Source organism: Bacteroidota bacterium, from assembly GCA_034723125.1.
Taxonomy (GTDB): Bacteria; Bacteroidota; Bacteroidia; order CAILMK01; family JAAYUY01; genus JAYEOP01.
This window is the reverse complement of record JAYEOP010000127.1, coordinates 1-13,660: the sequence shown is the minus strand read 5'-3', so window position 1 is coordinate 13,660 and position 13,660 is coordinate 1. Positions and strand designations below refer to the sequence as shown.

Annotated in this window: 11 protein-coding genes; 7 read left to right on the top strand and 4 right to left on the bottom strand. The window is 31.3% G+C overall.

Annotation, left to right across the window (positions count from 1 at the left end; all coding sequences use genetic code 11):
• Positions 1–515 precede the first annotated feature (515 nt).
• The 3 genes from ftcD to U9R42_03860 all read right to left on the bottom strand — a co-directional run bounded on the left by ftcD (position 516) and on the right by U9R42_03860 (position 4,500).
• On the bottom strand, positions 516–2,198 hold the full coding sequence (gene ftcD, locus U9R42_03870) for a glutamate formimidoyltransferase (GenBank protein MEA3495154.1): 1,683 nt from the start codon (positions 2,196–2,198) through the stop codon (positions 516–518).
• Positions 2,199–2,221: 23 nt separating this feature from the next.
• Positions 2,222–3,460 (bottom strand): imidazolonepropionase, encoded by a 1,239-nt coding sequence (gene hutI / locus U9R42_03865; GenBank protein ID MEA3495153.1) that lies wholly within the window; start codon positions 3,458–3,460, stop codon positions 2,222–2,224.
• A gap of 302 nt (positions 3,461–3,762) precedes the next feature.
• Positions 3,763–4,500 carry a biotin--[acetyl-CoA-carboxylase] ligase gene (locus tag U9R42_03860; GenBank protein MEA3495152.1) on the bottom strand — a complete coding sequence of 246 codons (738 nt, stop codon included), beginning with the start codon at positions 4,498–4,500 and terminating at the stop codon, positions 3,763–3,765.
• Positions 4,501–5,244: 744 nt separating this feature from the next.
• On the opposite strand from U9R42_03860, the gene U9R42_03855 reads away from it, so the two are divergent.
• The gene (locus tag U9R42_03855; protein MEA3495151.1) at positions 5,245–5,664 is read left to right on the top strand and encodes a SoxR reducing system RseC family protein; all 420 of its coding nucleotides are present in this window, start codon (positions 5,245–5,247) and stop codon (positions 5,662–5,664) included.
• Positions 5,665–5,708: 44 nt separating this feature from the next.
• Here U9R42_03855 and U9R42_03850 read toward each other — a convergent pair whose 3' ends face one another.
• A complete protein-coding gene (locus U9R42_03850) occupies positions 5,709–8,171 on the bottom strand; it encodes a T9SS type A sorting domain-containing protein (protein ID MEA3495150.1) in 2,463 nt (820 codons plus the stop codon).
• Between the two features lie 329 nt (positions 8,172–8,500).
• Here U9R42_03850 and U9R42_03845 point away from each other — a divergent pair, with 329 nt between their 5' ends.
• The 6 genes from U9R42_03845 to rsxA are packed head-to-tail and all read left to right on the top strand — an operon-like array spanning position 8,501 to position 13,534.
• Positions 8,501–9,391 (top strand): Fe-S cluster domain-containing protein, encoded by an 891-nt coding sequence (locus U9R42_03845; GenBank protein ID MEA3495149.1) that lies wholly within the window; start codon positions 8,501–8,503, stop codon positions 9,389–9,391.
• A gap of 23 nt (positions 9,392–9,414) precedes the next feature.
• Positions 9,415–10,746 carry an electron transport complex subunit RsxC gene (gene rsxC / locus U9R42_03840; GenBank protein MEA3495148.1) on the top strand — a complete coding sequence of 444 codons (1,332 nt, stop codon included), beginning with the start codon at positions 9,415–9,417 and terminating at the stop codon, positions 10,744–10,746.
• A complete protein-coding gene (locus tag U9R42_03835) occupies positions 10,746–11,756 on the top strand; it encodes an RnfABCDGE type electron transport complex subunit D (protein ID MEA3495147.1) in 1,011 nt (336 codons plus the stop codon). Before rsxC ends, U9R42_03835 begins: the two co-directional genes overlap by 1 nt.
• 12 nt (positions 11,757–11,768) lie before the next feature.
• Entirely contained in the window at positions 11,769–12,353 is a 585-nt protein-coding gene (locus U9R42_03830; protein MEA3495146.1) for an RnfABCDGE type electron transport complex subunit G, read from the top strand.
• On the top strand, positions 12,353–12,934 hold the full coding sequence (locus tag U9R42_03825; protein ID MEA3495145.1) for an electron transport complex subunit E: 582 nt from the start codon (positions 12,353–12,355) through the stop codon (positions 12,932–12,934). The genes U9R42_03830 and U9R42_03825 overlap by 1 nt, the downstream gene beginning before the upstream one ends.
• Positions 12,935–12,961: 27 nt before the next feature.
• Positions 12,962–13,534, top strand: a complete 573-nt coding sequence (rsxA, locus tag U9R42_03820; protein ID MEA3495144.1) for an electron transport complex subunit RsxA — start codon at positions 12,962–12,964, stop codon at positions 13,532–13,534.
• Positions 13,535–13,660 lie beyond the last annotated feature (126 nt).

Here is a 13,660-nt window from a genome sequence, read left to right as displayed (position 1 = left end):
TTTCTTCAATGGTGTAATTGGTAATAAATCTTTTCCTTCTCATGACTTTCTGTTTTTATTCATATTATTAGCACATGCGAATATACAAAATAAATAAAAAAATAAAAGGTTTTTATTTGTTTTTTTATTATTTTTTGGTTCTATGTTGATTTGTGTGGGTAAAAAAATATTAAAGCCACAGATTCACAGATTAAAAATAATTTATATGCAATATTCTAATAAGACATGTCCTTTAGTCCAGATATATCGGTATTTGGCGAAAATTCATTAATTAATACCTCTTAGAAAAAAAAGAATATTCTGCATATCCTCCGCTCATCCCTTTGTTCCCTAAAGAGGATGCCATCACACTCAGTGAGTTGGGTTTTCCCCTTTAGTGAATTTAAGGGGTACAAGTAGGCAAATAATGAGTTTTCTTATAAGCACTAATTACAAAAAGAGTAATTTTTTAATCTGTGAATCAAATTTGATTACCCACAGTATTTGACATAGAACCAATTATTTCTAATAATTAGCTATAAATTCTTATCAACTAAACTCAGGATAACACTTTCCAACTTGGCTGACTGTTCAATAATTTGCTCTCCTTCTTTCAATATTTCTGCTACAAAGCTGTCTTCTTTAAGGTCAACAGCGTTAATTCTTACGTTTAAAAATGCTCCTTTCACAGCCATATTTGCACATAAAGCACCAACTCCTGCATCTGAAGCAGAATTTGGATTCCCAAAATCCGCCATTGCTTTTATTACTTCCATAGATTTATATGAAGCTTTCATAACTTTAAATGGAATTTCAATTGCATATTTTGTTGCATCTGTTATGGCTTGCTTTCTTATCTTTTTCTCCTCATCATTAGCTTTTGGAAGGCCAAATGCATCCATTATTTTGTTAAAAGCATTTGTGTCTTCATCAACTAAATATGTTAATTCTTGCATGTACTTCTGTCCTTTTTCAGCCCAATCTGAAAATTCTTCCCATCGGTTGTCCCATCCTCTTTTGTGTGATGATAAATTAGCAACCATTGTTCCTAGTGCAACTCCCATTGCACCCACAGCAGCCGATACAGAACCACCACCGGGAGCAGGAGATTCTGAGCCTGTTTCATCAACAAATCCTTTTAGTGTCATATCAACTAAGTTGTTTTTACTCTTAGCATCAATCATGTATTCAATAATTTTTTCCTCAGGTTTGAATTTGTAAAGGTCATCAATTCCCATTGATTTTATTGCTATCATTAAAATTTCACTTTCAGAAATACCTGATGAACGTTCTTGCTTTTTTAGAAAATATTTCCCTGCATCTATCATAGCTTGCAAAGGAATAAGTCCAACTAATTCAATACCTGTAACTCTCATTCCTCTCTGCTGTGCTTTTTTACTTACTTCTTCAAAAGCAATATGAACAGGAGTGATGCTGATATTTGTAATATTCATTGATATTTGTGCAATTCCATATTCGTCAATAAACCAACCTATTGCCTTTGTTGATTTTAAAGTACCCGGCTCTCTTAAAGTTTCTCCACTTTTATCTTTAACAATTTTTCCTTTCAACTTTCCATCTTCTCTTTTTATTCTACCTTTTTCTCTAACATCAAAAGCAACAGCATTTGCTCTTCTTACTGAAGTGGTATTTAAATTGAAATTAATAGCTACAAGAAAATCTCTTGCACCAATAGCTGTTACACCTGCTTTAGGATTAAATTCAGCAGAACCGAAATCAGGTTTCCATCTGTTGTTTTTCAATTTTTCTTTTAAACCTTCATATTCTCCTGCTCTGCAAGTTGCTAAATTTTTTCTTTCTTCAATAAAAGCAGCATTCTCATAGCAATAAATTCCAATATTTAGTTCCTCGCCAACTTTCTTTGCTAGTTTTCGTGCATATTCAATAGTTTCTTCCATTGTAATTCCAGCAACAGGAACTAAGGGACAAACATCCGTTGCACCAAAACGAGGATGAGCTCCTTTATGCTTACTCATATCAATAACTTCAGAAGCTTTTTTTATTCCAAGAAAAGCAGCTTCAATAACATTTTCTGGCTCACCAACAAATGTTACAACAGTTCTATTTGTTGCTTTACCCGGGTCAACATCCAACAAATTTATACCTTCAACACTTTCTATCTCATCTGTAATTTGCTTTATTATTTCAAGATTTCTTCCTTCACTAAAATTGGGGACACATTCTATTAATTTTTTCATATTTTTTCTAATTATCGTTTTTTCTAAATTTCTTTATAAACTTTTCCTTTTAAAATTACTGTATCAACAAAATTGTTCCCAAAGCTATAAGGAATACAAGCAATTGAACTAATTGGTTTTGTGATAAATAAATTTGCTAATTTACCTTTTGCTATTGAGCCCATTTCATTTTCAAGTTCCAAAGCATGAGCAGCATTTATTGTTACTGCGTTAATAACTTCTTCAGGCATCATTTTCATTTTTATACAAGCCAACGACATAGAAAAATTCAAATTTCCTGAGGGTGAACTCCCCGGATTATAATCAGAAGCAATTGATACTGCAAGTCCTTCGTCTATTAATTTCCTTGCCGGTGGAAATTTCATATTCAAATAAAATGAACAAGACGGAAGTAAAGTTGCTATTGTTTTGCTGTTCTTTAAAGCAGTTATTCCTTCTTCTCCAATATTTTCTAAATGGTCAACGGACACAGCATTATTTTTTACTCCTAACTGAACACCACCAAGCTCATTCATTTGGTCAACATGAATTTTAGGTTTTAATCCATGTTTTTTTCCTGCTTCAATTACTCTTTTTCCATCTTCAAGGCTGTAAAATCCTTTTTCAATAAAAATATCAATATATTCTGCAAGTTTTTCTTTTTCAATTACAGTAAGCATTTCATTTACAATAATATCAATATATTTACTTCTATCATTTTTATATTCGGGTGGTACAGCATGAGCTCCCAAAAATGTTGCTTTTACAGGAATAGGGCTAATTTTTTTTATTTTTTTTATAACCCTTAGCATTTTTAATTCTCCTTCCATCGAAAGTCCGTAACCGCTTTTTATTTCTATTGCTCCTGTACCCAATTTGACAACTTCGTTAATTCTTTTCATTGCACTTGCTACAAGCTCTTCCTCAGTGGCTTGCTTTAGCATTTTTGCAGAATTAAGTATTCCGCCTCCTGCTGCTGCAATTTCTTCATAAGTAGCTCCTTTAATTTTTAGTTCAAATTCTTTTTCCCTGCTTTGAGGAAAAACAATGTGAGTGTGCGTATCAATATAAGATGGAAACACAAATCTCCCTATTGCATCTATTTCATTGTCAGCTTTGAAGTGAGGAATATTCTCCATCTTTCCAAAAGCTTCAATCTTTTCATCTTTTAAAAATAAAAATGCATTTTCAAGGACATCCAATTTCTTCATTTCTTTACCGCATTTTTTTGCCGAGCCGGTAATTTGAATTAGAGACTTTATATTTTTAATTAATAAACTCATGCTTCTATTAAAGTTACTTATTACAAAAAACAAAAATAAAAAATATATTCTCAAGTTTTCGCATTTGAATATAAAGAATTGAAATTCGGAAACTTATTAAAGGACGAGTTGAGATAACATAAAGAGAATCAATAGTATAATAATTCCATAATGAATTTTTTCATGCTTTGTGATTCTTAGTGTCTTCGAGCCTTAGTGGCTAATTATCAATATCTTGCCACAAAGACACCAAGGCACAAATTATGACTAGCGGAAGTATATGTTAGCACAGAGAATTACTATGCGAAACTTGAATGTATTTGCTAAAAAACAATCTCTTTAAAATCATATTTTCCGGTTCCGCTTTTTGTTTCTACTAATAAAAATCCTTCCTCGGAAATACCTTTTATTTTTCCGTTAAATTTATTGCCGTTTTCATCTTTAAAAATATGTTCTTTTTCCAGCAAATACATTGAATTTAAATATTCATTTGCAATTTTTTCAATAAATCCATTCTTAGCTATTGAATAAAATCTGTCAATTTCTTTTATTAATTCCTGTAAGCAAGTATCAATATTATGATTTTCTTTTGTCAATATTTTTAATGAAACAGGATTTGGTAAAGCTTCAGAAAAGCTAACTTGATTTATATTTAATCCTATTCCTGAAATTGAAAAACTTATTGATTCGGAAGAAAGTTCGTTATAAATAAGTATTCCTGCAATTTTTTTATCCTCTACATAAATATCGTTAGGCCATTTTATAAAAACATCCTCTTTTACATATTTTTGAACAAATCTTTTAATGGAAAGTGAAACTATTTTACTAATCAAAAAAATTCCGGAAGGAGAAATGAAATCAGGTTTGAATATTATGGAAAATAATAGATTTTTATTTTTTTTACTTTCCCAAACATTTGCACCATAACCCTTTCCAAAAGTTTGAAATTGTGTAAAAACAACATCTCTTTCATTTAATCTGTTTTCCTTTAATTCTTTAATAGCATATTTATTTGTAGAATCAACTTCATCTAACTTTATTATTTTTCTACTTTCCTTCATTTGATAAGAGTATTTACAGACCTAAAAGTGTGCAAAAATACTGAAAAGTTGGTAATACCAATTTAATTTCAAAATGCCTGATAAATAAATTAAATTATATTTTTCTTTTTTTAGGCAAAAATTCTTTGCATAGCAATAGCTACGGAAATAATTTTTAACGACAAAAAAGGGAAATAGAAATGATTTATATCGGGTGTTTTGATGTTAATTTGGTATAATTCACTTATTTGTAATAATTTGATAACAATGAATCCACTCTAAAAAGTCTTAAAATGATTTCCAGCTCCTTTCTACCCCAAACCCTAATCCAGATAAACTGAAAAAGAATAACTGCCACAGACTTCGTCTGTCGAAGATATGCTAAGTGTAATAAGAAGTAAGACTACGTCTGTCAAAGACAGATTCACAGATTTCAAATTGCCTTTGGTAGTGTTTTGTAAAAATTTATTATAGTAAATTCCTTTTAATCTGTGAATCTGTGGCAGTTTTTGTCCTTTATTTATTTTCTGCAAAAAAAACATGAATATTAGAAATACGATGCTAAAGGGAGAAGTATCTGAAAATCAGTACTCCCTTTAGGGAATGTGGCAATTCTTGATTTTCAAAACTTGCACTCATTACTTTTTAGAGTGGATTCAACAATCGAATAAGCAAATCCCTAAAAATGCTATCAAATGACAATTGTTCTGACAATAAATCTTGGTTCTAAATTTGTTGGAGCAGAGGGATAAATTAAGCTTTGTAATGAATGAAAGTAATACGGTTAAGCATGATGGCATTGTTGTAAAAACAGAAAATGATATTGTTTTTGTGCGTGTTATAGTGAAATCAGCTTGTGCAAGTTGTCAAATTAATTCAGCTTGTTCGATTAGCGATATTGAAGAAAAAATTATAGAAGTTAAAAGTCCTTTAAAACATTTTGATAAGGGAGAAAAAGTTGAGATTGAAATGAAAAGTTCACAAGGTTTTAAAGCTTTGTTTTTCGGATATTTTTTACCTTTTTTAATTATGTTGATTTCCTTGATAGTTGTTCTTGACATAAGTGATAACGAAGGAATCTCAGCAGGAGCTTCTCTGGGTTTTGTAGCAATTTATTATGTCGTTTTGTATTTCTTCAAAGATCAAATGAAGAAAGTTTTTAAATACGAATTATTACGAAAATAATAGAAGCCCCTTTAAATTTGAAAATAGAAATTTGAAGTATCATATTAAAAATCAGAAATCAGCACCTTTCTTGTTACCTGATATTTGTTGCTTCTGACAGTAATTAAATACATACCTGCAGAAACATTTGAGACATCCAATTTCAATCTTTGTTTATTATTTATAAATACTTTTGAATCATAAATAATATTTCCAAGTAAATCATAAAATTCTACAACAAATTCTTCTTTATATTTAGATTTTATATCAATGTAAACATAATTATTTGCAGGAACAGGAAATAAATTTATCTCAACACTCTTCTCATCAATTTCCTTTAAAGATGCTTTATTGTCAACCACTTTCAACCATAAATCCTCAGTAATCACGGGTGCATTATAATCAAAATATATAGCAGCACAATTTGAAAATGAATCGCCCTGAACAAGATTTTCTTTTCTTTTTATTGAAAATTCAACAAATCCGTGACTATTAAGTTCATCAACATTGCTGTCGGGTAGCATAATATTATCAAATGTCCAAATAACTACGTTCCCAATCTGTTTTACTTTATAATCATTACTTGCAGAAACCATTAATAATGACGAAGGCACAAGATATTCGTGGTCAAGAGTATCAGTTATCACAACCTTAAAAGCCGTATCAGTGCCTGTGTTTTGAAAATTTATATGATACCTGATTTCATATTTGTTTAATGGTATGAACTTACAATAATCCGAAACTTTATTGTTAGGATCAAAAGAGCAAATATATGATAAAACCAAGGTATCATGGTTGTCTTTAATATTTGAATCTCCACTGATTGGTGTAATCGCTGTATTAAGAACAGTTTCAGTTCTAGAATTATACTTTCTAGTTACAAGTTGTATTTTAATTATACCTTCTTCACGTGGAGCAAGATTAAAATCCCAGCTTAAAATCCTGTTATTCTGATTTGAATAATTTGGGTTGCAACTAATAATATATGTTGAATCATAGTATTGAAAAGTTACTGTTGCATTTTGGGCAACAGTCCCATAATTAACATAATTAAGATAATAATTTGTTGTATCCATATCTCTGTAAAATGCACCAAATGTTCCTGATAATTTTACAGCCAAATCCTTAATGCCAGGTATAGGTTTAAGGGCAAAATTTCTAATTATAGCTGTTGGTGATGATGAAATTTGTAAATTGTAAGTGTCTTTTTGACAACTGCTATACCTCCAGTATTTATATTTGTCAATTGAACCATTGGGAAGCTGAACTACATAATTACCAGGTATAACATCAAATTTATAATTCCCTGTTTTATCTGAAAGAATTGAATATTCTGATGGGTATAAAACTATCTTTTTTTTATCAAGACCGTATTCTGATGAATTAATAATGCAATTTTCAATAGAATCATGGTAAATCGTTCCTTTAATAGTGCCATAGTTTTTACTCAAGCAAAACACCTTATTAACATTTTTTGTATTTACATTAAAAAAAAATCCATTCACATATATATTGTTTTTGTATGTAAAAATATTATTAATAAAATGATGACTGCCTGAAAATGTCAGGTTAAAATACTTCCATACATTATTTTCAAAATATGCCAGTTTATTATTATTCCATTTAAATATTCCATGAGCATACCACAATTTTCCGTCAAAGCTTGAAAGCAAACTTCGGTCATGCTCTTTCTGAAATGTAATAGGAGACAAACCTGAGGTAGTAATGGTATCCCACTGATTTCCACTCCAACTAAAAATTTTTGCAGGATTATCTGCCGCCAAGGCAAAAATTTTATTATCGTGTTCACAAATATCAAATATGTACTTAAAACTGTTCTGATAAGAACTCCATGTATATTTATTCCATCCGGTAATATTTTTAATATTTTGACCACCAGCATGATCAAAATCACCAGCAATAATCAGTTTATTTTTATGTACAAGCATATCCCATATTATACTATCAACACCTTCATTTCCACTCAAGCCTACTTTAGACCAGATAGTGTCATTCCACTTGGCAATGTTCGATACAGACATATTATTAACTTTGTGAAAATAACCACCGGCATATAATTCTCCTTTATAAACTATCAATTTTTCAATTGACTCCCAATAGTAGGGTAATTGAGTTGTAAAACCATTGCCAACATTTTCCCAGTTTACACCATTAAAGCGTATCAGTAGAGCAGAGTTTTTAATTTGGTGTATTGAATCAAAAAATCCTCCCAAATAAAGATTCCCATTATATACGCACATGCTTAATACACAAGAATCATAATAAGAGTACATTATCTTAGGCAAACTATCCCAATACATACCATTCCATTTTCTGACAGTAATTTGAGAGCAGTTAGAATCATAATTATAAACATAACATGCATAATATATAAAAGGACTATCAGTACAGCTTGCAAATACATATTCGTGTTCAGGTATTCCATTTCCGAGCGGAATTATTTCCTGTGATTTTACATTATTGAAAAAAAATAATATTAGAAATGTTGTAAATATTCTTTTATTCATAATCTTCTTTTTAATTAGTTTAGATAAAATCTATTACGATACAAATTTATACAAAATAATTCATTTTTGATTACGGCTTTATGTTTTTTTGTAAAAATCAGTGTCAAAAGTAAAACAAAAATTTGGAATAAAAAAAAATTATTCATTTTTAAACCCACAAAAACATAAAGCGAACTATCAACTTATAATTTCACCAAAGTTTGTTGAAGAACTAAATTGTTTTAATAATTATTAAAAAAATGTTTTTTTATCTTTGCGGTTTAAAAAAAATGGGAAAGATAATTAACTATTACTAAATAATTCAATATAAACTATCTATCGTGAACGAAATAATCTTATATTCTATAATTTCTTTAGGTGTTATTGGGGTAATATCTGCAATAATTTTATTTTTTGTTGCTAAAAAATTCAATGTTGTTGAAGATCCGCGAATTGATGAGGTGGAAGAAGTCTTGCCTGCTGCGAATTGTGGTGGATGTGGATATCCCGGATGTCGTAATTTTGCTGAAGAAATTGTAAAAGCGGAATCAGTATCCGGTTTTTATTGTCCTGTTGGAGGTAATGATGTAATGGCAGAGGTTGGTAAGGTAATGGGCTTAGAAGTTACTGCACAAAAACCATTGATAGCTGTTATCAGGTGTAACGGAACAAAGAAAAATTCTCCTCAAAAAAGTATTTATGATGGCATTGAATCATGTGCTGTTGCTCATAATTTATTTGCAGGAGAAGGTGGTTGTAGCTATGGATGTCTTGGCTTAGGTGATTGTGTTGATGCTTGTGATTTTGATGCAATACACATGGATCCCGAAACAGGATTGCCTGTAGTTAATGACAAATGTACTGCTTGTGGAGCATGTGTTGAAGCTTGCCCGAGAGATATTATTGAGTTACGTCATATCGGTCCTAAGGCTAAAAGAATATTTGTTTCTTGTGTAAATAAAGAGAAGGGTGCTAAGGCAGTAAAAAATTGTAAAGTTGCTTGTATCGGTTGTGGTAAATGTGAAAAAGTGTGTGATTTTGATGCAATTACAATAGAAAATAATCTGGCATACATTGATTATGAAAAATGTAAGCTTTGCCGTAAATGTGTTACTGTTTGTCCTACAAATGCAATTTGGGAAATAAATTTTCCTTTGAAAAAAGTGAAAGTTGATAAAGTAAAACGAGTAGAGGCAAAAGTTGAAAAAGAAAAAAAATCTGAAAATAAAACAGATAATTAAGAATAAATAAAATAATTATAAAGGTGTTAAAAACGTTCAAACTCGGAGGTGTTCATCCACCGGAAAATAAAATTTCAAGAGAGAAAAGTATTGAAGTTTTAGATTTACCTAAAAAAGCTTTCATTCCTGTTGGGCAAGTGTTAGGTGCACCATCTGTACCTTTGGTAAAAAGAGGTGATATGGTAAAAGTCGGACAGTTGATTGCTAAAGGTGAAGCATTTATTTCAGCAAATATTCACTCATCAGTTTCAGGAAAAGTATTCAAAATTGATGATATTGTTGATTCAAGTGGATTTAGAAAAAAAACTATTATTATTGATGTTGATGGTGATGAATGGGAAGAAGGAATTGATACATCTAATGAAATTATAAGAGATATTTCTTTATCAAAAGCTGAAATTATTGAAAGAATTAAAGCTTCAGGAATTGTTGGTTTGGGAGGAGCTACTTTTCCATCTCATGTAAAATTGATGGTTCCTAAGGGTAAAAAAGCAGAAGTTCTTATTATCAATGGTGTGGAATGTGAACCCTATCTTACTTCCGATCATCGTTTAATGTTGGAAAAAACTGAAGAGTTGCTCATTGGTACAAAAATATTGATGAAAGGACTGGCTGTTGATAAAGCTATTGTAGGAATTGAAAATAATAAAGCCGATGCAATAGAAAAATTGACGAAAGTTGCAAAAGACTACGCAGGAATTACCATTTTACCATTAAAAGTGAAATACCCTCAAGGTGGTGAAAAACAATTAATAAAAGCGGCTATTAACAGGGAAGTTCCTTCGGGAGCTTTGCCAATTGAAGTAGGGGCTGTGGTAAATAATGTCGGGACTACTTATGCCGTTTACGAAGCAGTTCAAAAAAATAAACCTCTTGTTGAAAGAATTGTAACTTTAACAGGAAAATCATTAGAAGAAACAGCGAATTTTTTAGTTAGAATTGGAACTCCGATTTCAAATTTGTTGGAAAGTAAAAATGGCTTACCGGAGGATACGGCAAAGGTAATAAGTGGTGGACCAATGATGGGAAAAACACTAACAACAATAGATGCTGCTGTTGTTAAAGGTACTTCAGGGGTTTTGTTAATTCCTGAGAAAGAAAGTAAAAGAATAGAATCTTCAACTTGTATAAGGTGTGGAAAATGTGTTTCTGTTTGTCCTATGGGATTAGAACCTCATCTTCTTGAAAAACTTGTTCAAATAGAAGATTGGGAAGAAACACAAAAAAATAATGTAATGGATTGTATTGAATGTGGCTCGTGTGTTTATACTTGCCCTTCTTACAGACCACTTCTGGATTATATAAGGTTAGGAAAATCAAAGGTTGGTGAAATAATCAGATCAAGGAAAAAATAATGGATAATAAAAAACTTACAATATCTTTATCTCCACATATTCATGGAGATCAAAATGTGAAAAAAATAATGTACGGGGTAATTATTGCAATGCTCCCTGCTTTACTAGTATCATTTTATTATTTTGGATTAAATGCAGTTCGTGTAACTTTAATTGCGATTACTGCATCTATTCTTTTTGAATATTTGATACAAAAATTTTTAATTAAAGGAAAAACAACAATCAATGATGGCTCGGCAATAATAACGGGAATTTTACTCGCATTTAACGTTCCTTCTAATTTGCCATGGTGGATAATTGTAATTGGAAGCCTTGTAGCTATTGGAATTGCAAAAATGACTTTTGGCGGATTAGGAAAAAATCCTTTTAATCCGGCACTTGTAGGTCGTGTATTTTTGTTAATTTCATTTCCTGTGCAAATGACAAGTTGGCCAAAACCATTGGAATCTGTTAGTAAATTGGCTGATGTTGTTACAGGACCTACTCCTTTGGGTTTAATGAAAGAAGGTCTTGCTGGTGGCAAAACTGTTTCTGAATTAATGCCTGAAATTCCTAACTATGTTAATTTGCTTTTAGGAAATATGGGCGGTTCTCTTGGAGAAGTTTCTGCAATTGCATTATTGATAGGTGCTGTGTTTATGTTTTGGAAAAAAATTATTACTTGGCATATTCCTGTTGCTTATCTTGGTTCGGTAATTATTTTTGCTGGAATTTTATGGCTTGTAAATCCTGAGTTGTACGTTAATCCTTTATTTCATCTTGTAACAGGAGGATTGTTGTTAGGAGTTTTTTACATGGCAACGGATATGGTTACCTCACCAATGAATCCTAAAGGTATGCTGATTTTTGGTGCTGGAGCAGGTATTTTAACACTTGTTATTAGGATATTCGGAGCTTATCCCGAAGGTGTTTCCTTTGCAATATTAATAATGAATGCTTTTGTACCTCTTATAAATAATGCTTTTAAACCAAAGAGATTTGGAGAAAAAATAAAATTTAATAAATTGTAAATAATATTAGGAATGGCAAATAAAAAAGAATCAACTTTTCTGAGCATGACTTTAACCTTACTTATTGTAACGGTTGTTGCCGCTTTTTCTCTTGGTGGAGTTTATAATCTTACTTTTGAAAAAATTGAAGAAAGCAAAAGAATAAAAAAGGAAAATGCAATAAAAAAGGTTGTACCTGAATTTACCGAACTAAAATCATTTAAGGTAAAACCGACTGATGCAAATGATTCACTTGAATTCAATCAGGCTTTTAATGAAGATAAATTAGTGGGTACAGCAGTTGCAACATACACTGATATTGGTTTTAGTGGAAGGTTTAAAATTATGGTTGGCTTTTCTCCTGACGGAAAAATTATCAATACTGCCGTTTTGGAGCATAAAGAAACTCCGGGACTTGGAGATAAAATGGATGCATCGAAATCTGATTTCCCAAATCAGTTTATGGATAAAGATCCTTCAAAATATAATTTAAAAGTTACTAAAGACGGGGGAGATGTAGATGCCATAACTGCGGCTACTATTAGTTCCCGTGCTTTTTGTGATGCTGTAAACAGAGCTTATATCACATTTGAAAATGAAAAAGGAGACAAGGAATAATGAAACAGATGAAGAACTTTTCTAAAGGATTCATTCAGGAAAATCCGGTTTTTATTTTACTCTTAGGACTTTGTCCTACACTTGGTGTTACTACTTCAGCTTTTAACGGGCTTGGAATGGGGCTGGCTACAGCTTTTGTACTTGTGATGTCAAATTTGGTAATTTCTTTAATAAAAAATTTAATTCCCGATAAAGTAAGGATACCTTCTTTTATTGTAATAATTGCTTCTTTTGTAACCATTGTTGATCTTGTTATGAATGGATTTTTACCTGCATTGCATGAGCAGTTAGGTCTTTTTATTCCTTTAATTGTGGTTAACTGTATCGTTCTTGGAAGAGCGGAAGCCTTTGCATCAAAAAATAATGTTTGGTCATCAATTGTTGATGGCTTCGGTATGGGATTGGGTTTTGCTTTTGCATTAACACTCCTCGGTGCAGTTCGTGAAATTCTCGGTAGCGGAGCAATTTTTGGAATACAATTGTATGAAGGTGATGGAATGCTTGTGTTTGTACTTGCTCCCGGTGCTTTTATTACTTTGGGCTATTTGATAGCAATAATGAATAAATTTAAGAAAGCTTAATAAAAATTTGAAAGTAAATAAAGAATTATGGAATATATAATAATCATAATATCAGCAATATTTGTAAATAACATTGTACTTGCACAATTTTTAGGAATTTGTCCTTTTATAGGAGTTTCCAAAAAACTTGGTACTGCTGTTGGAATGTCAGGAGCTGTGCTTTTTGTGATGACTCTTGCTACAATTGTTACTTATGTTATTTGGCAGTTTCTTCTTGTACCATTTGAACTGGAATATTTAAGAACTATTAGTTTTATCCTTGTTATTGCCGCATTAGTACAAATGGTTGAAATAATTCTTAAAAAAGTAAGCCCGTCATTATTTCAGGCTTTAGGAATATTCCTTCCTTTAATCACAACAAACTGTGCTGTTTTAGGTGTTGCTATTCTTACAATTCAAAATGATTACAATCTTCTTGAAGGTGTTGTTTTTGCAATTGCCAGTGCTATTGGTTTTGCTTTAGCTCTTATAATTTTTGCAGGCATCAGAGAGCATCTCGAACTTATGAAAGTACCCAAAGGCATGAGAGGCGTTCCTGTATCTTTGGTGGTTGCAGGTATTTTGGCTCTTGCTTTTATGGGCTTTGCTGGAATTGTTTAAGAGTGCCTAAAGTTGAGAGAAGTGAGAGGTGAGAAGTGAGAGGTGAGAGGTGAGGAGTGAGAGGTGAGAAGTGAGAGGTGAGAATTACTGATTACCTGTTTGTTTGGAATTACGATAAAAAACATC

Excerpts from the sequence above, each read along its gene's own strand:
- U9R42_03835 (MEA3495147.1), top strand. The coding sequence starts at position 10,746 with ATGGATAATAAAAAACTTACAATATCTTTATCTCCACATATTCATGGA.
- hutI (MEA3495153.1), bottom strand. The coding sequence starts at position 3,460 with ATGAGTTTATTAATTAAAAATATAAAGTCTCTAATTCAAATTACCGGC.
- U9R42_03850 (MEA3495150.1), bottom strand. The coding sequence starts at position 8,171 with ATGAATAAAAGAATATTTACAACATTTCTAATATTATTTTTTTTCAAT.
- U9R42_03860 (MEA3495152.1), bottom strand. The coding sequence starts at position 4,500 with ATGAAGGAAAGTAGAAAAATAATAAAGTTAGATGAAGTTGATTCTACA.
- U9R42_03825 (MEA3495145.1), top strand. The coding sequence starts at position 12,353 with ATGAAACAGATGAAGAACTTTTCTAAAGGATTCATTCAGGAAAATCCG.
- U9R42_03830 (MEA3495146.1), top strand. The coding sequence starts at position 11,769 with ATGGCAAATAAAAAAGAATCAACTTTTCTGAGCATGACTTTAACCTTA.
- rsxA (MEA3495144.1), top strand. The coding sequence starts at position 12,962 with ATGGAATATATAATAATCATAATATCAGCAATATTTGTAAATAACATT.
- U9R42_03855 (MEA3495151.1), top strand. The coding sequence starts at position 5,245 with ATGAATGAAAGTAATACGGTTAAGCATGATGGCATTGTTGTAAAAACA.
- ftcD (MEA3495154.1), bottom strand. The coding sequence starts at position 2,198 with ATGAAAAAATTAATAGAATGTGTCCCCAATTTTAGTGAAGGAAGAAAT.